At 62.9% G+C, this 20,402-nt stretch carries 16 protein-coding genes, 1 pseudogene and 1 riboswitch; of the genes and pseudogenes, 12 read left to right on the forward strand and 5 right to left on the reverse strand.

Annotated elements, in window-relative coordinates; translation table 11 throughout:
• Positions 1-7: 7 nt before the first annotated feature.
• Positions 8-243: riboswitch (cobalamin riboswitch) on the forward strand.
• 89 nt (positions 244-332) lie between these two features.
• The 10 genes and pseudogenes from KY084_RS04870 to KY084_RS04915 all read left to right on the forward strand — a co-directional run bounded on the left by KY084_RS04870 (position 333) and on the right by KY084_RS04915 (position 12,761).
• Complete coding sequence (locus KY084_RS04870; protein ID WP_219237404.1) at positions 333-2,342, forward strand: TonB-dependent receptor plug domain-containing protein; 2,010 nt, start codon at positions 333-335, stop codon at positions 2,340-2,342.
• Positions 2,342-2,896: a hypothetical protein gene (locus KY084_RS04875; protein ID WP_219237309.1), complete on the forward strand. Its 555-nt coding sequence runs from the start codon at positions 2,342-2,344 to the stop codon at positions 2,894-2,896. The genes KY084_RS04870 and KY084_RS04875 overlap by 1 nt, the downstream gene beginning before the upstream one ends.
• 34 nt (positions 2,897-2,930) lie before the next feature.
• Positions 2,931-3,338 (forward strand): DUF1636 domain-containing protein, encoded by a 408-nt coding sequence (locus KY084_RS04880; RefSeq protein ID WP_219237310.1) that lies wholly within the window; start codon positions 2,931-2,933, stop codon positions 3,336-3,338.
• A complete protein-coding gene (cobT, locus tag KY084_RS04885; protein ID WP_219237311.1) occupies positions 3,335-4,345 on the forward strand; it encodes a nicotinate-nucleotide--dimethylbenzimidazole phosphoribosyltransferase in 1,011 nt (336 codons plus the stop codon). Before KY084_RS04880 ends, cobT begins: the two co-directional genes overlap by 4 nt.
• Positions 4,342-4,902, forward strand: coding sequence for a histidine phosphatase family protein (locus tag KY084_RS04890; protein WP_219237312.1), 561 nt, complete (start codon positions 4,342-4,344; stop codon positions 4,900-4,902). The genes cobT and KY084_RS04890 overlap by 4 nt, the downstream gene beginning before the upstream one ends.
• Positions 4,899-5,606 carry an adenosylcobinamide-GDP ribazoletransferase gene (gene cobS / locus KY084_RS04895; protein WP_219237313.1) on the forward strand — a complete coding sequence of 236 codons (708 nt, stop codon included), beginning with the start codon at positions 4,899-4,901 and terminating at the stop codon, positions 5,604-5,606. Before KY084_RS04890 ends, cobS begins: the two co-directional genes overlap by 4 nt.
• A gap of 56 nt (positions 5,607-5,662) precedes the next feature.
• A pseudogene (gene cobO, locus KY084_RS04900) lies at positions 5,663-6,267 on the forward strand (cob(I)yrinic acid a,c-diamide adenosyltransferase).
• 329 nt (positions 6,268-6,596) lie between these two features.
• Positions 6,597-9,356 carry a TonB-dependent receptor gene (locus tag KY084_RS04905; protein ID WP_219237314.1) on the forward strand — a complete coding sequence of 920 codons (2,760 nt, stop codon included), beginning with the start codon at positions 6,597-6,599 and terminating at the stop codon, positions 9,354-9,356.
• Positions 9,357-9,541: 185 nt separating this feature from the next.
• On the forward strand, positions 9,542-11,530 hold the full coding sequence (locus tag KY084_RS16280; protein ID WP_246586877.1) for a family 43 glycosylhydrolase: 1,989 nt from the start codon (positions 9,542-9,544) through the stop codon (positions 11,528-11,530).
• Between the two features lie 91 nt (positions 11,531-11,621).
• Positions 11,622-12,761, forward strand: coding sequence for a cellulase family glycosylhydrolase (locus KY084_RS04915; RefSeq protein WP_219237315.1), 1,140 nt, complete (start codon positions 11,622-11,624; stop codon positions 12,759-12,761).
• A 127-nt stretch (positions 12,762-12,888) separates the two neighbouring features.
• On the opposite strand, the gene KY084_RS04920 is transcribed toward KY084_RS04915, so the two are convergent.
• Positions 12,889-13,170, reverse strand: coding sequence for a hypothetical protein (locus KY084_RS04920; RefSeq protein ID WP_219237316.1), 282 nt, complete (start codon positions 13,168-13,170; stop codon positions 12,889-12,891).
• A 121-nt stretch (positions 13,171-13,291) separates the two neighbouring features.
• Here KY084_RS04920 and mntR point away from each other — a divergent pair, with 121 nt between their 5' ends.
• On the forward strand, positions 13,292-13,726 hold the full coding sequence (gene mntR / locus KY084_RS04925) for a manganese-binding transcriptional regulator MntR (protein ID WP_219237317.1): 435 nt from the start codon (positions 13,292-13,294) through the stop codon (positions 13,724-13,726).
• Between the two features lie 70 nt (positions 13,727-13,796).
• The gene (locus KY084_RS04930) at positions 13,797-15,143 is read left to right on the forward strand and encodes an Nramp family divalent metal transporter (protein ID WP_219237318.1); all 1,347 of its coding nucleotides are present in this window, start codon (positions 13,797-13,799) and stop codon (positions 15,141-15,143) included.
• A 55-nt stretch (positions 15,144-15,198) separates the two neighbouring features.
• On the opposite strand, the gene fabI is transcribed toward KY084_RS04930, so the two are convergent.
• The 4 genes from fabI to KY084_RS04950 are packed head-to-tail and all read right to left on the reverse strand — an operon-like array spanning position 15,199 to position 20,311.
• Positions 15,199-15,972, reverse strand: coding sequence for an enoyl-ACP reductase FabI (gene fabI / locus KY084_RS04935; RefSeq protein WP_219237319.1), 774 nt, complete (start codon positions 15,970-15,972; stop codon positions 15,199-15,201).
• 5 nt (positions 15,973-15,977) lie between these two features.
• Positions 15,978-17,141 carry an acetate/propionate family kinase gene (locus tag KY084_RS04940; RefSeq protein ID WP_219237320.1) on the reverse strand — a complete coding sequence of 388 codons (1,164 nt, stop codon included), beginning with the start codon at positions 17,139-17,141 and terminating at the stop codon, positions 15,978-15,980.
• Position 17,142: 1 nt separating this feature from the next.
• A complete protein-coding gene (locus tag KY084_RS04945; protein WP_219237321.1) occupies positions 17,143-18,558 on the reverse strand; it encodes a bifunctional enoyl-CoA hydratase/phosphate acetyltransferase in 1,416 nt (471 codons plus the stop codon).
• A gap of 1 nt (position 18,559) precedes the next feature.
• On the reverse strand, positions 18,560-20,311 hold the full coding sequence (locus KY084_RS04950; RefSeq protein WP_219237322.1) for a PHA/PHB synthase family protein: 1,752 nt from the start codon (positions 20,309-20,311) through the stop codon (positions 18,560-18,562).
• Positions 20,312-20,402 lie beyond the last annotated feature (91 nt).

Raw genomic sequence — 20,402 nt, forward strand, 5'->3', positions numbered from 1 at the left:
GGTTCTAAGGGACCGCGCAGCGACAGGTTCCCCGGCGACGGGGATGAAAATGGGAACGGGGTGAAATACCCCGGCTGCCCCTGCAACTGTAAGCGGCGAGCCACCGCGCCACATGCCATTGGGACTTTTTGGTCCCGAGAAGGCGGCGCGGACGGATTCCCGGCAAAGGAGTACTTTGCCGGGTTCCCGGATAACCGGCACCGACCCGCGAGCCAGGAGACCTGCCCGTCGCCGTCGTCCATCGGCCGGCCAGGGTGTGTCGGGCGGACGGGGGCAACCCGAGTGACGGCAATGTGAACTTCGGCGCAATCGCGCGCCGGGGACGTGTCGTCATGGGGGAAGAAGTGAAGATTGCCCAGTTGCTCGCCGGTATCGCGCTGATCGCGCCGGCAACCGTACATGCCCAACAGACCGGCGAAACCGTTCAGGCCCCGCAACCCGACGCCGCCGGCGCGACCGATTCCGCGGCGACGGGGGGCACCGACGCCGACAGCGGCGAAATCCTGGTAACCGCCACCCGCACCCCGACCGCGATCGACCGGATCGCATCGTCGGTGACCGTGCTCGATAAGGATGCGATCGATCGTGCGGGCGATCTGACCGTCGCCGATCTGCTGCTGCGCACGCCGGGGGTCAGCCTGTCGCGCAACGGCGGATACGGCACCGCGACTTCGCTGCGCATCCGCGGCGCGGAAACCGACCAGACCGTGGTCGTCATTGACGGGGTGAAGCTCAACGATCCGTCCTCGACCGGCGGCGGCTATAATTTCGGCAATTTGCTCATCGGCGATGCCGCACGGATCGAGGTGTTGCGCGGACCGCAATCGACGCTGTGGGGCAGTCAGGCGATCGGCGGCGTCGTCAACATCGTCACGCCTATGCCCCAAAAATCGCTTGAAGGCAGCTTCGACGTTTCTGCGGGGAGCCGCAATACGGTCAGCGGGCGCGCCGCGATCGGGGGGCGCACCGGCCCGCTGTCCTGGCGCGTGGGCGGTCAGACCTTCACAACCGACGGCATCTCAGCGATCGCGCCCGAATATGGCGGTTCGGAAAAGGACGGCTATACCAACCGCTCCGCCTCCGGCCGCGCGGTGCTCGACATCACCGATGGAATCAGCGCGGATGTGCGCGGCTATTACGGCCATGGCCGGACGGAGATCGACGGATTCAGCGGCGATACCGACGAATATTCGCTCAACGACGAATTTGTTGGCTATGCCGGGCTGAACATCGCGCTGTTCGACGGGCGGCTGCGCAACCGTATCGGCTATGCCTATACCGACACCGATCGCGACAATTACGATCCGGCGCGCGAGCGGAAAAACACCTTCGACGCAGCGGGCAAGAACGAACGGATCGAATATCAGGGCAGCCTCGCCATCACCCGGCGGATCGATGCGACGTTCGGCGCGGAGCATGAAATCAGCCGTTTCCGCAGCGTATCGCCCGCCGCCAGCCTGTCGACCCCGATCCCCGAACCGGCGCGCGGTCGGGCGGAGGTCAACAGCTTTTACGGGCAGGTGAATGCCGAAGTGATCGACGGGCTGACGCTGACCGGCGGCGTGCGCAATGACGATCACAACAGCTATGGCGACAAGACGCTGTTCGCAGGCGGCGCGGTGTGGAAGCTGCCAAGCAACACCATCCTGCGCGCCAGCTATTCGGAAGGGTTCAAGGCGCCCTCGCTTTACCAGCTCTATTCGGAATATGGCAATCAGACGCTCGATCCCGAACGCGCGAAGGGATGGGAAGCGGGCGTGGAACAGCGCTTGCTGGGCGGACTTGCCGCGATCGGCGCGACCTATTTCGAACGCCGCTCGCACGATCTGATCGATTATTCTAGCTGTTCGACGGACTCCGACGATCCGATGTGCGTCATTCCCGGAACGACGACGCCGCGATACGGCTATTATCGCAACGTCGATCGCGCCTTTGCCCAGGGGATCGAGGCGGCGGGACGGTTGCGCTTCGGCGGGCTGCTGATCGACGGCAATTATACATGGACGCTGTCGGAGGACCGGTCGCCCGATTCGGGAACCTATGGCAATCAGCTCGGCCGCCGGCCGCGCCATAGCTGGAACGCGTCGGCCACCTACACCCTTCCGGCGGGCATATCTCTGGGCGGCGCCGTGCGCTGGAGCGGGGCGAGCTATGACAGCGTGTATAACAGCACTCGGCTCGACTCCTACACGCTGGTCGATCTGCGCCTCGACGTGCCGCTTTCCGATGACGTGACCTTGTTCATGCGCGGCGACAATGTGTTCGACGAGGACTATCGCACCGCCGCGCGCTACAGCACGTTGGGGCGCAGCATTCGCGCGGGCCTGCGGGGGCGGTTCTGATGGTGATGGCGACCGGTATTTCCGCCCGGCGTGCATCGACGCTCTGGATCATGCTGCTAACCATCGCGAGCACGCTCGGCACACTGGCGCTTGCCTGTGCCACGCCGTTCACAGCGCTTGCGGCACTGGCGGCGACGCAGATGCGCCTGCGCGACGGCGTGTTGCTGATGCTTGCCAGTTGGGTCGCCAGTCAGGCGGTGGGATTCTGCGTGCTTGGCTATCCGCACACCACCAGCACGTTTCTATGGGGTATCGCGCTCGGTATGGCAGCGGTGGTGGGGGTGATCGCGGCACGGTTCGCGGCGAAGCGTTTCGGCCGCAATCGACCGCTGTTTGGAATCGCGACGGCCTTTCTGGCGGCAACGCTGGCGTTTCAGGGTGTGATCCTCCTCTGGGCGTTCGGCCTTGGCGGGGTTGCAACCACCTTGTCGCCCGCGATCAACGCGACACAGTTGGCGCGGAACGGGGCGATCCTGATCGTGCTAATGCTGTTGTATCGCGGTCTGGTCGCGCTGGGGATGCCGGCGGCGGGCAAGCGGCGGCTGGCGACATGATTGCGGTTTCGGGCGGCACGGCGGAAAGCGCGCGATGCTGAAGCGAAGCGCCGATGGGGTGGCAGTGGTGGCATGCAACACGTGCCGCCATTCTCCGGACGCGCGCGCGGATGAGCAAGGGCAACGCGGCGGCGCGAAGCTGGTAGAGGCACTTCGCCGCGTCAAGGCGTCCGATCCCGCCTATGACGGCGTCGCGGTGGAGGAGATGCCCTGCCTGTTCACCTGTTCCGAATTCTGCACCGTTCACCTTCGCAGCCCCCGAAAGGTCGGCTATGTCATGGGCCGGTTCGCACCCGATGACGATGCGGCACGCGCCATTCTCGACTATGCGCGCGCCTATGCGCAGAGTGATTGGGGGAGCGTGCCCTTTCGCGACTGGCCCGAAGGCGTCAAAGGCCATTTCATCACCCGCACGCCGCCGGAAGGATATGTCGTCGAATGATCCGTTTCGATAGCGCCCGGGATTTCCACGCGAGGCTGGTCGATCTTCCCGTGCCCGATCAAGGGGCGCGCGCCGCAGCGAGCAAGCGGCAGGGGCAGCTCACCAAGCCGCCGGGGTCGCTGGGGCGGCTGGAGGAACTCGCGATCTTCCTTGCCGGATGGCAGGGGCGGGAACGTCCGATGATCGAGCATGGACGCGCGGTGGTCTTCGCCGGCAATCACGGCGTCGTTGCGCGCGGGGTCAGCGCCTTTCCCGCCGATGTCACCGTGCAGATGGTCGCCAATTTCCGGGCGGGCGGCGCGGCGATCAACGCGCTGGCGAAGGCCGCGAACCTGACGCTCGATGTGGTGCCGCTCGATCTCGACCGGCCGACCGCCGATTTCACGCAAGCGCCCGCGATGGGCGAGGCCGAATGCCTCGCCGCGCTCAACGCCGGTGCGGCATCGGTGATGGATGCCGACCTGCTCGTGCTCGGCGAAATGGGTATCGGCAACACCACCGCCGCCGCCGCGCTGGCCGCTGCCAGCTTCGGGGCGCGCGCGGCCGACTGGGTGGGGCCGGGCACCGGCGTCGATGCGCAGGGTATCGCGCGCAAGGTCGAAACGGTTGAGGCGGGGCTTGTGCTGCATCGCGAACATCTTGATGCCCCCTTCGAAATTCTTCGCAGGCTCGGCGGTCGGGAGATTGTCGCAATTGCCGGTGCACTGCTCGCGTCGCGGCTGGGGCGGGTGCCGGTAGTGCTCGACGGTTTCATCGCGACCAGCGCGATCACGCCGCTGACGCTGCTCAATCCGGCAATCGGCGATCATTGTATCGCTGGTCATTGCTCGGCCGAACCGGGGCATATCCGGTTGCTCGACCGGTTGGGGCTGGAGCCGTTGCTCGCGCTCGACATGCGGCTTGGCGAAGGCAGCGGCGCGGCGGTTGCCGTACAGATCATTCGCGCCGCGCTTGCCGCGCATAACGGTATGGCGACATTTGCCGAAGCGGGTGTCGCGGGCGGGTGAGCAGCTTCCGGCTCTACCTGATGCGGCATGGCGAAACCGCGCTTGCCGGAAAGCTGGTCGGGCATCACGATTGCGAAGCGCTGCCGCATGGCATCAGCGCCTGCGCCAATCGGGCACGCGCGCTTGGGCTTGGCAAGGTACGGCTGATCTCGTCGGATCTGAAACGCGCAAGCGCCTGTGCAGCGGCGATCGGCACGCCGACCCTCGACCCGCGCTGGCGCGAACTGGATTTCGGGCAATGGGACGGGCTGGCGACTTCGCAGATCAATGCGGAGCGGTTGACCCACTTCTGGGATGACCCGGACGCAAGTCCCCCGCCTGGCGGCGAGCGCTGGTCGGCGCTTGTCGCGCGGGTGGCCGAGGCTATCGCCGCGCTTTCGAGCGAACCCACGCTGGTCGTCACCCATGGCGGCGCAATGCGTGCCGCGCTGCACTGTCTGTGCGGCTTTTCGATTGCGCAGACATGGGCGTTCGATCTGCCCTGCGCCTCGGTGCTGGCCCTCTCCGTCTGGCACGGTGGTCCGCGCCGCGCACAGGTGACGGGGCTGTGGGCATGAGGCGGCTTGCGGTCGCGATCCGGTTTCTGACTCGCCTGCCGACGCCGCGCGTTGCGATGCGCGAAGGCGACTTCGCGGCCGCGATCCGGCTTTACCCGCTGGTCGGGATGGTCATTGGTGCGCTTGTCGCCGCTGCGGGCTGGGGCGCGGCGCAAGTCGATCCGTGGTTGGGTGCATTGGCGGCGCTTGGCGTTTGGGTAGGGGTGACGGGCGCGCTGCATCTCGACGGGCTGGGCGATGTCGCCGATGGGCTGGGTGCGGCGCATGGCGACAGGACGCGAATGCTCGACGTGATGCGCGATCCGCATATCGGCAGTTTCGGTGTGATCGCGATCGTGCTGCAACTCGCCACCAAACTGGTGCTGCTCCATTTGCTGCTGCCGGGCGACTGGCCCGCGCTGATCGCGATTCCCGCAGCGGCGCGGCTTGCCCCGCTGGTATGGGCGCGAATGCTCCCCTCGCTGCGCAGCGAAGGGCTGGGCGCGAGCATTACCGGCGCGACGCGCGCGCGCGACCTTATCGGCTGGGCGCTGGTACTGGCGGGCGGCTGCGCGTTCCTGCCGCTGCTGCTCGCCACCCCGCTGCTGCTGATCGCCCTTGGCTGGTGGTTCCGGGTGAGAATCGGCGGAATGACCGGCGACGTTCACGGCGCGGGCATAGAACTGTTCGAAACCGGGCTGCTGGTAACGGCGGTGCTGGCATAGGGTGCCGCCGCGCCGCTTCAGCAGGACTTCTTTCACCAAAGCTGCCGGAGGATGAAATGACCGACCGCACCAATGAAGAGCACAATGTCCGGATGGCGAAGAAAAAGGCCGCGCATGACCGGATCGTTGCCTCAAAAACGATCGAGAAGGGGCTGCTGATCGTCCATACGGGCAAGGGAAGGGCAAGACCAGCGCGGCGCTGGGTATGGTGGTTCGCGCGATCGGCCATGGCATGAAGGTCGGCGTCGTCCAGTTCGTCAAGGGCGCGATGACGACGGGTGAGGCGGCAGTCTTCGCGCAGTTCGACAATGTCGAGTTCAAGCCGATGGGGGAGGGTTTCACCTGGGATACGCAGGACCGCGCTCGCGATATCGAAGTGACTCGCATCGCCTGGCAGGAGGTAAAGCGGATGATCGCCGATCCCGCCTATGACATGATCGTGGTCGACGAACTGAATATCGTGTTGCGCTACGGCTATCTGCCGGTCGACGAAGTACTCGACACCCTGCGGACCAAAAACGCGCACGCGCATGTGATCATCACCGGCCGCAACGCGCCGCAATCGTTGATCGATGCGGCCGACCTCGTCACCGAAATGACGCTTGTCAAACACCCGTTCCGCGAACAGGGGGTTAAGGCGCAGGCGGGAATCGAATTCTAGGTCTGCTGGCCTGCGGCGTCTGATAGCCTGGCAACAAAAATATCGTCGCGCTTTCCAGTCGGATGCGTGCAATTCCGCCAATCGTTGCTGGTTGGGAAAGCAGCTTTCTAATATCAGGTGTGCATAAAAGCCACAAAATCGGTTTTATCCGATAAATGCTATTGCACTCTCCGTTCGGCTGAAATAAATCAGAAACAAGATTTACAGGGCACGCACCTGAAAAGTCGGGATAGGCCCGCGGATGACGGGCGCTTACGGGGGAGATTCTGATGAAATTGAAAGCATGGTTCTGCTTGTCTGCGTCAAGCGTGGCGAGTTTCGCTGCCTTGATGCCCCTTACGGTTGCGGCCCAGACCACATCGCAGAGCCAATCGACATCGTCGGATACGGATGACGAGGCGGTTGACGATAGCGGCGCGTCGGCTGCGACGACTACGCCCGCCGCGCAGGATAGCGCTGGTCAGCAAGCTGTCGCCGGGGAAGATATCGTTGTCACCGGATATCGTCGCAGCCTTGAATCCGCGCAGGAAATCAAGAGAAATTCCGATGGCATCGTCGATGCCGTCGTGGCGGAGGATATCGGCAAGCTGCCCGACACGTTCGCATCGTCCGCGCTGCAGCGCGTGACCGGCGTTACGGTGACGCGCGGCGGTGGTGAAGCTGCCGGTGTTACGGTTCGCGGCCTTCCCGACCTTACCACCACCTATAACGGGCGTGAGATTTTCACCGCCGAAGGCCGCTTCGTCGCGATACAGGATTTTCCCGCAGGCACCGTTGCGGCGCTGGAAGTCTATAAATCCGGCACCGCCGACATGATCGAGGCGGGCATCGCCGGTGAGGTGAACGTTCGCGGGCGACGGCCTTTCGATTTCAAGGGGTTCGAACTTTCAGGATCGCTAAACGGCGTCGTCTGGGATCAGTCGGGTAAGACGTCGTGGAACGGCAATCTGCTCATCAGCGACCGCTGGGATACCGGCATCGGTGAAATCGGCGTTTTGGTGAACGCGTCCTATGTCGGGCTGAACTATCAGGATTCGACCCGCGAACAATCGCTCGTCATCCAGACCGCGACGGAAGACAATGCACCCGGTACGGGCGGCGGGTTTCGCTATCCCGATGCGCAGGCGCTGTATTACGGCACCGGCCATCGCTGGCGTCCCTCGGCGAATGCCGCCATCCAGTGGCGGCCGAACAGCGAACTCGAATTCTATGTCGACGGGCTGTTTCAGGGTTTCCGCAGCGAAGACGCGAACCAGTATATGTTCGTGCCGATCTTTGGCGAAGGCATTCAGCTTTCGGACGTCACCTATCGCGGCGACGGGCAGGATCAGGCGCAAAGCATGACCGTCACCAACGCCTATCGTCCCGATGGCTATTGGGGCGCCACCAATGCAAAGACCGATACCTATCAGGTCGGTGGCGGCGCCAAGTGGGAGCATGACCGCTGGAAGGTATCGGCCGACCTTGCCTATACCGACAGCACCTATACGCTGAACGCGCGCAACATCGATTATCTGTTCGCCAGTTCGCCGGTGCGCAATGTCAATTTCGACGGCGGCAGCGATGGCGGCCCGCTATACACTTTTCAGGATTTCGATCTGACCGACCCCGCGAACTATCTCAGTCGCGGATTCTATCAGGCGTATCTTTCGGTGGGAGGCAAGGACTGGCAGACGCGAAGCGACGTCGAATATGATGTCAGCGATACCGGCCTTTTGCGGCGCTTGCAGCTTGGCGTGCGCTACAGCGACCGCGATGCGCGTCGGGACCGCGGCGCCCCGTATATCTATAATGGCGATGACCGTATTCCGATCACCGATCTGCCCGTGACGATCGGCACGGTACATCCCGGCTTCCGGTTCGGCGGCGGTTTCGAACCGCGCACCTTTGTCGGCCTGTCCAATTCGGACATCGTCGACAATCTCGACGCGCTGCGTGCCTTTTACGGGGCGCCCGAAGGCCTCCCCGAATTCAGTCCAACGGAAAATTTCACCGCAAACGAAAAATCCTACGCCATCTACGGTCAGGCGAAATACGGGTTCGATCTGGGCGGTATCACCGTGGACGGGCTGATCGGTCTGCGCGTGGTGAAGACGAAATTGCACACCACCGGCTTTTCGCGCTTTCTGGATGAAGATAATGTGGAGAGCTTTTCGGCGGTAACCGGCAGCAGCGAATATACCGACTATCTGCCCAATGTCAGCGCGCGGATCGGCCTGACCGACAAGCTGCAGTTGCGGCTTGCCTTCACCCAGACGCGAACCCGGCCGAATTTCTTCGACCTGCGGCCTTCGCTGAACCTGAATTCGCCGCCGGTCATCGAACCAGGCAGCCAATGCGACCTTGATCCCGACGCGGAGCAGTGCCTTCGGACGGGGTCGCGCGGTAACCCGGACCTGAAGCCGCTATATTCGGACAATTACGACGCCAGCCTTGAATATTATTTCTCGCGAACCGGATCGGCCACGCTGGCCCTGTTCCGCCGCGAAGCGAACGGCTTCGTTTCGTCGATTCCGGTGGATTCAACCGATCCGGTATATGGCGGACTGCGCATCCAGACGCCGCTGAACCTTGGCGACACCACGTTGCAGGGGGCCGAACTGGCTTTCACCAGCTTCCTCGACATCGATGGCCTGCCCGAATGGGCGAAGGGGTTTGGTATTCAGGCGAACCTTACCTATGTCGATGCCAAGGGCGACCTGCCTCCCTCGCTCGCCGCTACGGTGGATAACAAACAACAGGCGTTTCCGGGCGTTTCGAAATGGGCGTACAATGTCATCGCCTTGTACGAACGGCCGTTCTTCTCGGCGCGGTTGGCCTATAATTACCGCTCGAAATTCGTGCAATCCTACGGCCTCGTGAACCTCGATCCGACCGCCCATGCAGTGATCGAGAAGGGGCGGGGGCAGCTCGATTTCTCGACCAGCGTGACGCCGGTCAAAAATATCACGATCGCGTTCGATGTGGTCAATCTGCTGGGCAATCCGCTCAAGCGCTATCGCCAATATGACGATGCGGGCGACACTTATCCGCGCCAGATACTCTATCTCGAACGGACCTATTCACTGGGCGTTCGCTTCGCCTTTTGATCGATCGGGGAGGCGACGCGATGCCTGAACGCTCACGTTGCGCCCGGCGTCCCGCCGCCTCTCCTGCCGACCGCGAACAGCCGGCCCCCTTACCCGGCTGACCTTGATGCCGGCGCTGTTCCTGGCGCCGGCATCCTTTCCCGTCACTCGCGGGTGTCGTCGCAGTATAAGGGAGGAAGCATAGCATGGGCCGAACCGGACATTTGCTGGCGATGCTGTTCGCCATGATCGCCATCACGCCGCAGGCCTATGCGCAAAAGGTGCCGCCCGGCGCGCCGGAAACGCCAGCGGTCGATCCGCATAAAGCGTATCTATTCGCGCACATGATGAAGGGCGATTACGGCACGCTCTATTATTCGGCGAGCATCGACGGCCTGCACTGGAGCGCCCTCAATCACGGCCGGCCGGTGTCGAGTGACTATCACGGCCATGCCTCGATCGCGAAGGGACCCGATGGGCGCTATTATCTGGTCGGCAACAAAAGCGATTCGGACCCCTTTATCCGCTTCTGGGTATCGGACGACCTGATCAAATGGATTCCATTCGGGACCTATCGCCCGGATCTTTCCAACATTCCGGGCCATCCCCACACATTGCAGCGTATAGGCGCGCCGAAGCTGTATTTCGATACGCCGTCGGGACAATTTCTTTTGACTTGGCACACGCCGAATCGTGACGGATCGCCGCAGGACCCCGAACGCTATTGGGCGAGCCAGCGTACGCTTTATGTCCTGTCACCCGATCTGAAACGCTTTGCCGAACCGCCGCGGAAGCTGTTCGATTGGGACATGGCGACGATCGATACAATCGTACGGCCGAACGATGCGGGAAAAGGCTATTGCGCGATCGTCAAGGATGAACGCTATCCATATTATGACTGGCCGACGGGTAAGACGATCCGGATTAGCTGCGGTCCGTCGCTGACCGGTCCCTATCCGTCGCCGGGTCCATCGCTCAGCCCCAATTTCCGTGAAGCACCGACGGTCATCCGTTCACCCGACAATAGCGAATGGTTTCTCTATTACGAACAATATGCGGGCACCAGCTATGGCCTGACCAAAGGGCGCACACTGGAAGGTCCGTGGTATCAGGTTTCAGGAAACAGTGGCGTTCCCGCATGGAACCGGTACGAAATGGTGCCCGGCGCGCGTCATGGATCAATGCTTCCGATCAGCCGCAGGGAATATGATGCGCTGGTCTCAGCATATCCCCCTGACGCTCAGCCCGCGAAGGATCGGGCCGCGGCCGCGACCTTCACCAATCCGCTGCTTGCATCCGGGCCAGACCCGTATGTCGTGCGCGATGGCGACACCTATTATTACATGCACACCATGGGTGACCGACTGGATATCTGGAAGACGAAGGATATCACTGACCTTGCCCATGCCGAGCGTCGCACGGTGTGGCGTCCCTCGCCGCACACGCCGAACGGTCGGTCGATCTGGGCGCCCGAGCTGCACCGGATCGCCGGGAAATGGTACATCTATTACACCGCGGCCGACAGTGCGCATGACGATGACGATCATCGCGGCGTCTTTGTTCTGGAAAATGCATCCGCCGATCCGATGACTGGCGAATGGAAGGATCTGGGACGGGTGAATACTGCGCATCCGGGGATTGACGGCACAACCTTCGCCTATCGGGGCAAACGCTATTTCGTCTATTCGCCCTATGTCGGGCCGGACAGCGACCTTGCCATCGCCGAAATGCGCGATCCGGTTACGCTGGCCGGCCCGGAAGTCATCATCGCGCGCCCCGACAAGGAGTGGGAACAGCAGGGTGGCCGACAAATTCTGGAAGGCCCGGCCTTTCTGCCATCGCCCGGCGGCGATCTGTATCTCGCCTATTCGGGCAGCGCCTGCTGGTCGGACGATTATGCCATCGGATTGCTGCATGCCGGCGCGGGAAGCGATCCGTTAAACCCCGCTTCGTGGCGCAAATCGCCTCGGCCGGTTTTGAAGAACTCCGCCGCGGGACACGTCTTCGCGCCGGGCCATAACGGATTTTTCACCACGCCTTCGGGTGAAACATGGATCGTCTATCACGCCAACCCCGCCGCCGATATGGGATGCACTTCCAGGCGCGCGCCGCACATCCAGCAGGTGCGCTGGCAGGGCGGCAAGCCGGTTTTCCCGATGCCTGATGCAACGCATCCGCTGGAGCGTCCGCAATGACCGTCGCCACCAGGCAAAACCGGTTCTTTCGCTTACGGGTACGACCGGCGCTCTTATTCCAAAATATTTTGAACGACATATGAGGATGATCATGATTCGCAAACTGGCGCTCGCCGCGCTTCCCGCCATCGCCTTGTTCGCTGCGCCCGCCGATGCGCGCGATATCTGGACAAAGCCGCAGGCGCAGAAATGGTATGATGCGCAGCCCTGGCTGGTCGGCGCGAATTACACGCCGCGCACGGCGATCAATCAGCTTGAAATGTGGCAGGCCGAAAGCTGGGACCCTAAAACGATCGATCAGGAGCTCGGCTGGGCTCAGGCGATCGGCATGAACACCATGCGCGTATACCTCCATAATCTGCTTTGGGAGAATGATCCCGAGGGGCTGAAGAAGCGGATGGACGAATTTCTCACCATCGCATCGAAACACGGCATTCGCCCCGTATTCGTCCTGTTCGACAGCTGCTGGGACCCGAACCCGGTTGTCGGGCAACAGCACCCGCCGATTCCGGGCGTGCATAATTCGGGCTGGGTTCAGGCGCCCGGCGCCGCGCGGCTCGCCGACAAGACGCAGTACGACAAGCTGGAAAATTACGTGAAGGACATCGTCGGCACGTTCGCGAACGACAAGCGCGTCCTTGCCTGGGACGTGTGGAACGAACCCAACAACGAAGGAGGCGGCAATTATACGCCGACTCCCAACAAGAAGGCGCTGGTCGCAGGATTGCTGACCCAGGTGTTCGATTGGGCGCAGTCGGTCGATCCCGTTCAGCCGCTGACGTCGGGAGTCTGGATCGGTGAACATTGGGACAAGCCCGAAACGCTCGACGCGGTGGAGAAAGTCCAGCTTTCGCGTTCGGACGTAAACAGTTTCCATGACTATAACTGGCCTGAAAGCTTCAAACGGCGCGCGAACCAGATGCTCAGCTATGGCCGACCGGTAATCTGCACCGAATATATGGCACGCGGCAACGGTTCGACGTTCGACGGCGACCTGCCGATTGCGAAGAAGATGAATATCGGCATGATAAACTGGGGGCTGGTCGACGGCAAAACCCAGACCCGGCTGCCATGGGACAGCTGGAAAAAGCCCTACACCTATGACGAACCGACGGTCTGGTTTCACGAGGTGTTCCATGCCGACGGAACCCCCTATCGCAAGGCGGAGACCGATCTGATCAGGGCAATGTCTGCCGCCCCGAAAGGCGTCGTCCCCGCCGCCGAATATTAAAACAAGGTGCGCCGCGCCGGTCACGGGCGCGGCGCAATCCCCGCAAAATCCCGACCCACATATCCCGCACCGTCACATCCGCAACCAATTGTTAGCCATCGCTAAATCTGTTAGATGATGCTCTGTTTCATGGTGGGAACGAACCAATCAACCGATGGTTGTGATGTTCAGTGCCGGGAGAAAGGCTGTGGGTGAAAGCGCGGAAAAACAGGCGATGCTCGCCGTTATCGACGGAATGATCCAGCGCCGGGGCAGGGTCGGCATAAGCGAGTTGGCGCGGGAAACCGGTCTGAGCTTCGGCAAGGCGTGTATCGTCACCGCGCAGCTCAAGCGTCAGCATCTCGTCCGCCATATTCCGCATAGCGGCATATTCGTGACGGATCAGGGACGTGAACTGCTTGCCCGCCATGCGCGCTGAGCCCGCAGGCGAATACAGCGCTCCGACCAAGCGCCCCGCCGAACAAGCGGGGCTTTTCAGTTGGAGCTGTGATAACGGATCGCAGCTTCCATCATCGGGTTCGAATAGTGACATGAGCAGCAACACCGCGCGGCGCGCCGCTGCATTTCGCAAGACGCGCGAGGCGCACCTTACCGAGGTCGCGGAAGATTATGTCGAGCTGATCGGCGACCTGATCAACGAATTCGGCGAGGCTCGCCTGACCGACATCGCCGAAAATATGGCGGTGAGCCAGGCGACGGCGTCCAAGATCGTGTCGCGGCTGAAGCGCGAAGGGCTGGTTGAGAACCGGCCCTATCGTTCGATTTTCCTCACCGATACCGGCGAGGCAATGGCGAACGAAGCTCGTCGCAAACACCGGATCGTGCTCGCATTCCTTCAGGCGCTTGGTATCGACGACGCCACGGCGCAGGCCGATTCGGAAGGCATGGAGCACCATGTCAGTGACGTTACGCTAACGGCGCTCGATGCGCTCACACGCCGTCTGAACCGGCAAGCGGATTCCTAGTGCGGACAAATCGCCGCGCCCGGCCGATGCGGCAGGTTCAAAGCCTCGCGATCCCGTGCGGAAGGGCGTCGTGAATCCGGACAATAGCCCCGCAACGGACAGACGGGGTTGGCGCAGCAGCGAGGGTGCCGCATCGCTGCCTGAGGTATTCCGCACTATTGCGGTGCCGACGGGCGGCGGTTCGTGGCGCAAATTCGCCGCTTTCGCCGGACCGGGATTTCTGGTCGCGGTCGGTTATATGGACCCTGGAAACTGGGCGACCGATCTCGCCGGCGGGTCGGCCTTCGGCTATACGCTGCTCAGCGTCATCCTGCTGTCCAACCTCATGGCGATCGTGCTTCAGGCGCTTGCCGCACGGCTCGGTATCGCGACGGGCAGGGATCTCGCCTCGGCATGTCGCGATGCCTATAGCAAGCCTGTTTCGGTCGCCTTGTGGCTATTGTGCGAAATCGCGATCGTCGCCTGCGACCTTGCCGAGGTGATCGGCACCGCGATCGGTCTCAATCTTCTGTTCGGAATTCCATTGGTCTGGGGCGTGTGCCTGACCGGGCTGGACGTGCTGCTTATCCTGATGCTGCAACGGCATGGCTTTCGCAGGATCGAAGCCTTTGTGATGGCGCTGATCACGATCATCGCGCTGTGTTTTCTGTATGAACTGGTCGCTTCGCGGCCGGCGATCGGCGACATGCTCGCCGGGTTCGTTCCGCAGGCGCAGATCGTGCATGATCCGGCGATGCTGTACATCGCGATCGGCATTATCGGCGCGACGGTGATGCCGCACAACCTGTATCTCCACTCCGCAACGGTGCAGACCCGCGCCTTCGACCAGACGAGCGAAGGCAAGCGCGACGCTGCCAAATGGGCGACGCTCGACAGTACGGTCGCGCTGATGCTGGCCTTGTTCGTCAACGCCGCCATCCTGATCCTCGCCGCCGCAGCCTTTCACACGATCGGGCGAACTGACGTCGCGGAAATCCAGGACGCCTATCAACTGCTCACCCCCACGCTGGGCGCGGCACTGGCGAGCACGCTGTTCGCGGTCGCATTGCTGGCATCGGGACAGAATTCGACGGTCACCGCAACGCTTGCCGGGCAGATCGTGATGGAAGGTTTTATCCGGTTGCGGTTGCAGCCATGGCTCCGCCGCCTGATCACGCGTGGTCTGGCGATCGTGCCGACGGTCATCGTCGCGGCGATCTATGGCCAAAGCGGCACTGCGCGGTTGCTGATTTTGAGCCAGGTTATTCTTTCGATGCAATTGCCCTTTGCGGTCGTGCCGCTGGTCGCCTTCACCTCCGACAGGAAAAAGATGGGCGATCTTGCCAGCCCGGTCTGGTTGCGCGTCCTTGCCTGGACGATCGCGGCGATCATCATCGTCCTCAATATCAAGCTGCTGATCGACACGATCGGGATGTGAGCAGGGCATCTGCGGGCGAACGCAAGGATGGCCCGCCAGTCGCAGCCGGGCCAATTCACGCCATCAGATGCTGCCCGCTGTCCACCGGAATTACCGTCCCGGTGATGTGCCTTGCCGCGTCGCTCACCAGAAATGCCGCCAGCGCGCCGACATCGCGCGTTTCGACCAGATGCCGTTCGGGCACGCGCTTCGCCGCGCTTTCCAGCATTTCGTCGAACCGGTCGATGCCGCTTGCCGCGCGCGTGGCGATCGGGCCGGGAGAGATGGCGTGCGCGCGGATACCCTTCGGCCCCAGTTCCGCCGCGACATAGCGGGTCGCGCTTTCGAGCGCCGCCTTGACCGGACCCATCAGGTTATAATTCTCGACCACGCGCTCCGAACCGTAAAAGGTGACGGTAAGCAGGCAGCCGCCATCGGGCATCAACGGTTCGGCATGGCGCGCCATTTCCAGGAAGGAATGGCAGGAAACGTCCATCGCCATCGCAAAGCCGTCCGCCGAACAATCGACCACTCGGCCGTGCAGATCGTCGCGCGGCGCGAACGCGATCGAATGAAGCAGAAAATCCAGCCCGCCCCATTCTTCACCAATGCGCCTGAACAGAGCTTCGGTCTGGCCGGGAATGCGAACGTCGCAGGGCGTTACCCATTCGACACCCAGCGCATCGGTGGTCGGCTGCACGAACGGGAGCGCCTTGTCGTTGAGATAGGTTGCGCAAAGCCGCGCGCCGCTGCCGCGAAACGCCTGCGCGCATCCGGTGGCGATGCTGTGTTCATTGGCAATCCCGACGACCAGCCCGCGCTTGCCCGAAAGGTCGAAAAGCTTGTTCATGGTCGTCATCCTTTCAGTAAATCAGCGGTGTGCATTGCGATCATCCGCTCTTCGTCGGTGGCGACCACGCAAAGCTGAACCCGGCTGGCGGGCGTGCTGATGATCTGCGCGCCGCGCGCATTGGCGTCGGGGTCGATCTCGGCGCCCAGCCAGCCCAGCCCGGCGGCCACGCGGGCGCGAATCTCGGCGGCATTTTCGCCGATGCCGCCCGTAAATACGAACCGGTCCAGCCCGCCCAGCGATGCTGCCAGCCCGCCGGTTTCGCGAACGATGCGATAGACGAACAGCGCCACTGCCTCCGCAGCGTGGGGATCGTCGCTGGCAAGCAGCGTACGCATGTCGTTCGACAGGCCCGACACGCCCAGAAGGCCGGACTGCGAATATAGCAGATGTTCGATTGCCGCATCGTCCATCCCCTGCTGCATCAGATACAGGAGAACGCCAGCGTCGATGGTGCCGCAGCGCGTGCCCATGACCAGCCCGTCAAGCGCGGTGAACCCCATCGTGGTGTCCATGCTGCGCCCGTCCCGCATCGCGCACAGGCTTGCGCCGTTGCCAAGATGCGCGGCGATCACCCGGCCGGCCGCCGCCTGCCGCTCATCCGATCGAAGCTGACGGACGATATATTCGTACGACAGTCCGTGAAAACCGTACCGGCGGACGCCTTGCGCCTCGAACCGGCGGGGCAGGGCGAAGCGACGCGCCGTTTCGGACTGGGTCTGGTGAAAAGCGGTGTCGAAACAGGCGATCTGCGGCAGGCCCGGCCGGTGTAGCGCCACGGCACGGATACCGGCCAGATTATGCGGTTGATGCAGCGGGGCGAGCGGGCACAGCGTGTCGAGATCCTTCAACACCGCCGCATCCACCGTCACGGGGGCGGTATATCGATCGCCGCCGTGCACCACGCGATGTCCGACGCCCGAAAGGTCCGCCCCCAGCTCGCCCTCGAGCATTTCCAGTAACGCGCCGAGCAGGGTTTCGTGTGTCTGCGTCCCTGTTTCCCAGCGCCGTTCGAGCGTCAGCCGGTTCGATCCGTCCCACGCGAGCAGGTGGGGGGTGTCGCCGATATTCTCTATCTTGCCATGGCCGTGCAGCGTAATTTCGGCGTCAGCTGCAAACATGGCGAATTTCAGGCTGGAGGAGCCTGCGTTCAGACAAAGGATCGTCATATCAGTTGCTCGCTGGTGCGCCCGGCGTCGCCTTGGTCGCGGCGCGTGCGAGCAGAAGCGCGACGGCGCAGGAGGCAAGACGGGTTCGCACGCTGTCCGCGCGGCTGGTAAGAATGATCGGCACGCGTGCGCCCAGCACCACGCCCGCCGCGTCGGCCCCGCCAAGGAAAGTGAGCTGTTTGGCGAGCATGTTGCCCGCCTCCAGATCGGGCACCATCAGGATGTCGGCCTGCCCGCATACCGGCGAGACGATGCCCTTTTCGGCCGCCGCCTGCGCGCTGATGGCATTGTCGAACGCCAGCGGCCCGTCAACGATCGCTCCCGTAATCTGACCGCGATCGGCCATCTTGCACAGCGCCGCGGCGTCCAGCGTGGTGCGCATTTTCGGATTCACGGTCTCGACGGCGGCAAGGATGGCGACATGCGGTCGATCGATTCCGATGACATGGGCGAGGTCGATCGCGTTGCGCAGGATGTCCGCCTTGTCGGCCAGGGTCGGTTCGATATTGATTGCGGCGTCGGTGATGATCATCGGCCGCGCATTGCCCGGCACGTCCATGATATAGGCATGGCTGATGCGCCGTTCGGTACGAAGCCCGGCATCGGGCGAAAGCACCGCGCCCATAAGCTCGTCGGTATGAAGCGAACCTTTCATCAACAGCTTCGCCTCGCCCGTGGCGACCAGTTCCACCGCACGCGCTGCCGCGGCGTGGCTGTGCGGGGCATCGACGATGTGGAAGCCGGCGATGTCGCGTTGCGCTGCATCCGCGCTGGCGCGAATGCGCGTCTCCGGCCCGACCAGAATAGGCGTGATCAGCCCGGCCTCCGCCGCATCGACGGCAGCGATCAGTGAATCCGGGCTGCACGGATGCACGATCGCGGTTTCGATCGCGCCCTTGCCCTTCACCTGATCGAGCAGGCGGTGATAGCCGGCATGGCCGATCACGCGCACTTCCGGCAGCGGCATGCGCGGGCGCACGACCTTTTCACGCGGCGCCTTCACCTCCGCCGTGCCGGTGATGACGTCCTTCCCCTCGGCATTGGTGCACCGGCATTCGAGCACCACCAGATGATGCGCCTCCGATTTTTCGGTGACGGTGACGCTGGCGGTGATCTCGTCGCCCACGCCGACCGGCGCGACGAAGCGAAGCGACTGGCCGAGATAGATCGCGCCGGGGCCGGGAAGCTCGGTGCCCAGCACCGCCGAAATCAGCCCCGCGCCCCACATGCCATGGGCGATGATCCGGTGAAACATATCGGACGACGCGAATTCTGGATCGACATGCGCCGGGTTCACATCGCCCGAAACGGCCGCGAACAACGCGATGTCGTTGGCGGTCAGCGTCCGGGTGATGCTTGCGCTCTCGCCAATTGCGATTTCGTCGAAGGTGCGGTTTTCGATCGTCTTTTCTGGCATGTCAGCGTTCCATCACATAGCGGCCGGGGGCATTTTCGATCGGCGCATAGCCACGATCGGGTGCGCCCATCGGTGGCGGGTCGACCGGCTCGCCCGAATGCCCGTCGAGCCAGTCTTTCCAGGCGAGCCACCACGAACCGTCCCGCGGCTGCGCCGAATCCGCCCATTCTTCGACGTCCAGCGCCGCGCCGTCTTCGGGCCGCGTGGCGATGCGATAGCGGCGGCGCGGGTGACCGGGTTCCGAAACGATCCCGGTATTGTGGCCGCTGCTGGCAAGCGCGAAGGTGATCTGCGCACCCGTCAGCATGTGGATTTTATAGACCGATCGCCATGGCGCGATATGGTCATGTTCGGTGCCCACGACGAACATCGGCGCGCGAAGCGCGGACAGCGATATCGTGTGTGCGCCGACGCGATAATGACCGCCGGCAAGATCGTTTTCCAGGAAAAGCTGGCGAAGATATTGCGAGTGCATGGCATAGGGCATTCGCGTGCCATCGGCATTCCACGCGACGAGATCGGTGACCAGCGGCCGCTCGCCCATCAGATAGGTGGTAAGGATGCGCGACCAGATCAGGTCGTTGGAACGCAGCATCTGAAACGCGCCGCCCATTCGCGCCGTGCCCAGATAGCCGCTGTTCCACATGATGCCGTCGAGCAGGTTGAGCTGCGAATCATCGATGAACAGTCCGATTTCGCCCGGTTCGGTAAAGTCGGTTTGCGACGCGAGCAGGGTGAGCGATGCGATCCTGTCATCGCCGTCGCGCGCCATTGTCGCCGCCGCAATCGACAGCAGCGTTCCGCCCAGACAATAGCCCGCGCAATGCACCTTTTGCGCCCCGGTGATCGCGGTCACCGCGTCAAGCGCGGCCATCGGCCCTTTCAGCCGGTAATCCTCCATATCGAGGTTGCGATCCGCAGCATCCGGGTTGTGCCACGAAATCATGAACACGGTATAGCCCTGATCCACCAGCCAGCGGACCAGCGAATCCCGGGGCGAAAGGTCGAGGATGTAATATTTCATGATCCAGGCGGGCACGATCAGGATCGGTTCGGCCCGCACCTTTTCGGTGGTGGGCGAATATTGGATCAGCTCGATCAGTTCATTGCGGAACACGACCTTGCCGGGCGTGACCGCAACCTCCTTTCCGGCCTGATAGGCCTCGACGCCCGCCTCCGGCTGTCCCTGGGCAAGACGCAGGAGGTCTTCGACGAAAAGCTGCGTTCCCTCAATCAGACAGCGACCGTCGGTTTCCGCGATACGTTGCTGCAATACCGGATTAGTGGCGATGAAATTGGACGGGGCAAGCATGTCGAGAAGCTGGCGCGCGACGAAGGATACCACCGCTTCATGATGCCTGCTGACCCCGCCGATGCCCGTCGTCGCCGCGTGCCACCATTGCTGGGTGAGCAGAAACCCCTGGGAGATCAGATCGAAGGGCGGTTCCTTCCACGCGGGATCGCCGAAGCGATGGTCCTGCGGCAGCGGTTGTATGGCGGGTTCGCGATCGGCGTTCGCGCTCGACGCGATATAGCTTCCCAAACGCAGCGCGTTATGCGCCGCTCGCGCGCCGAGCTGCATCTGTCTGCCAGGCGCGGTGGCAAGATGCAGCGCCCAGTCCGACATTGACTGGATCAGCGTTACGGGGGACAGGCCACCGGTCATCTGCCCGGTTGCCGCCGACATCATCCGATTAAGCGTCTCCGCGATGCCGTCCAGCGGGTCTCCGGCGTTGCTGTGATCGTGCGACATGGCTTGTCCTCATGCTTGCAATAGGCTGCGGTTGTGCGACCGCAGGCGGGTTGAAATATGGTTTCCCCTCCCGAAAAGCGCCGTGAACCGG

It is taken from the genome of Stakelama flava, assembly GCF_019351405.1.
GTDB lineage: Bacteria > Pseudomonadota > Alphaproteobacteria > Sphingomonadales > Sphingomonadaceae > Sphingomonas > Sphingomonas flava_A.

Coding starts and splice junctions, on each gene's coding strand:
- KY084_RS04870 (WP_219237404.1), top strand. CDS start 333: ATGGGGGAAGAAGTGAAGATTGCCCAGTTGCTCGCCGGTATCGCGCTG.
- KY084_RS04875 (WP_219237309.1), top strand. CDS start 2,342: ATGGTGATGGCGACCGGTATTTCCGCCCGGCGTGCATCGACGCTCTGG.
- KY084_RS04880 (WP_219237310.1), top strand. CDS start 2,931: ATGCTGAAGCGAAGCGCCGATGGGGTGGCAGTGGTGGCATGCAACACG.
- cobT (WP_219237311.1), top strand. CDS start 3,335: ATGATCCGTTTCGATAGCGCCCGGGATTTCCACGCGAGGCTGGTCGAT.
- cobS (WP_219237313.1), top strand. CDS start 4,899: ATGAGGCGGCTTGCGGTCGCGATCCGGTTTCTGACTCGCCTGCCGACG.
- KY084_RS04905 (WP_219237314.1), top strand. CDS start 6,597: ATGCCCCTTACGGTTGCGGCCCAGACCACATCGCAGAGCCAATCGACA.
- KY084_RS16280 (WP_246586877.1), top strand. CDS start 9,542: ATGGGCCGAACCGGACATTTGCTGGCGATGCTGTTCGCCATGATCGCC.
- KY084_RS04915 (WP_219237315.1), top strand. CDS start 11,622: ATGATTCGCAAACTGGCGCTCGCCGCGCTTCCCGCCATCGCCTTGTTC.
- KY084_RS04920 (WP_219237316.1), bottom strand. CDS start 13,170: ATGGCGGGCAAGCAGTTCACGTCCCTGATCCGTCACGAATATGCCGCT.
- mntR (WP_219237317.1), top strand. CDS start 13,292: ATGAGCAGCAACACCGCGCGGCGCGCCGCTGCATTTCGCAAGACGCGC.
- fabI (WP_219237319.1), bottom strand. CDS start 15,972: ATGAACAAGCTTTTCGACCTTTCGGGCAAGCGCGGGCTGGTCGTCGGG.
- KY084_RS04940 (WP_219237320.1), bottom strand. CDS start 17,141: ATGACGATCCTTTGTCTGAACGCAGGCTCCTCCAGCCTGAAATTCGCC.
- KY084_RS04945 (WP_219237321.1), bottom strand. CDS start 18,558: ATGCCAGAAAAGACGATCGAAAACCGCACCTTCGACGAAATCGCAATT.
- KY084_RS04950 (WP_219237322.1), bottom strand. CDS start 20,311: ATGTCGCACGATCACAGCAACGCCGGAGACCCGCTGGACGGCATCGCG.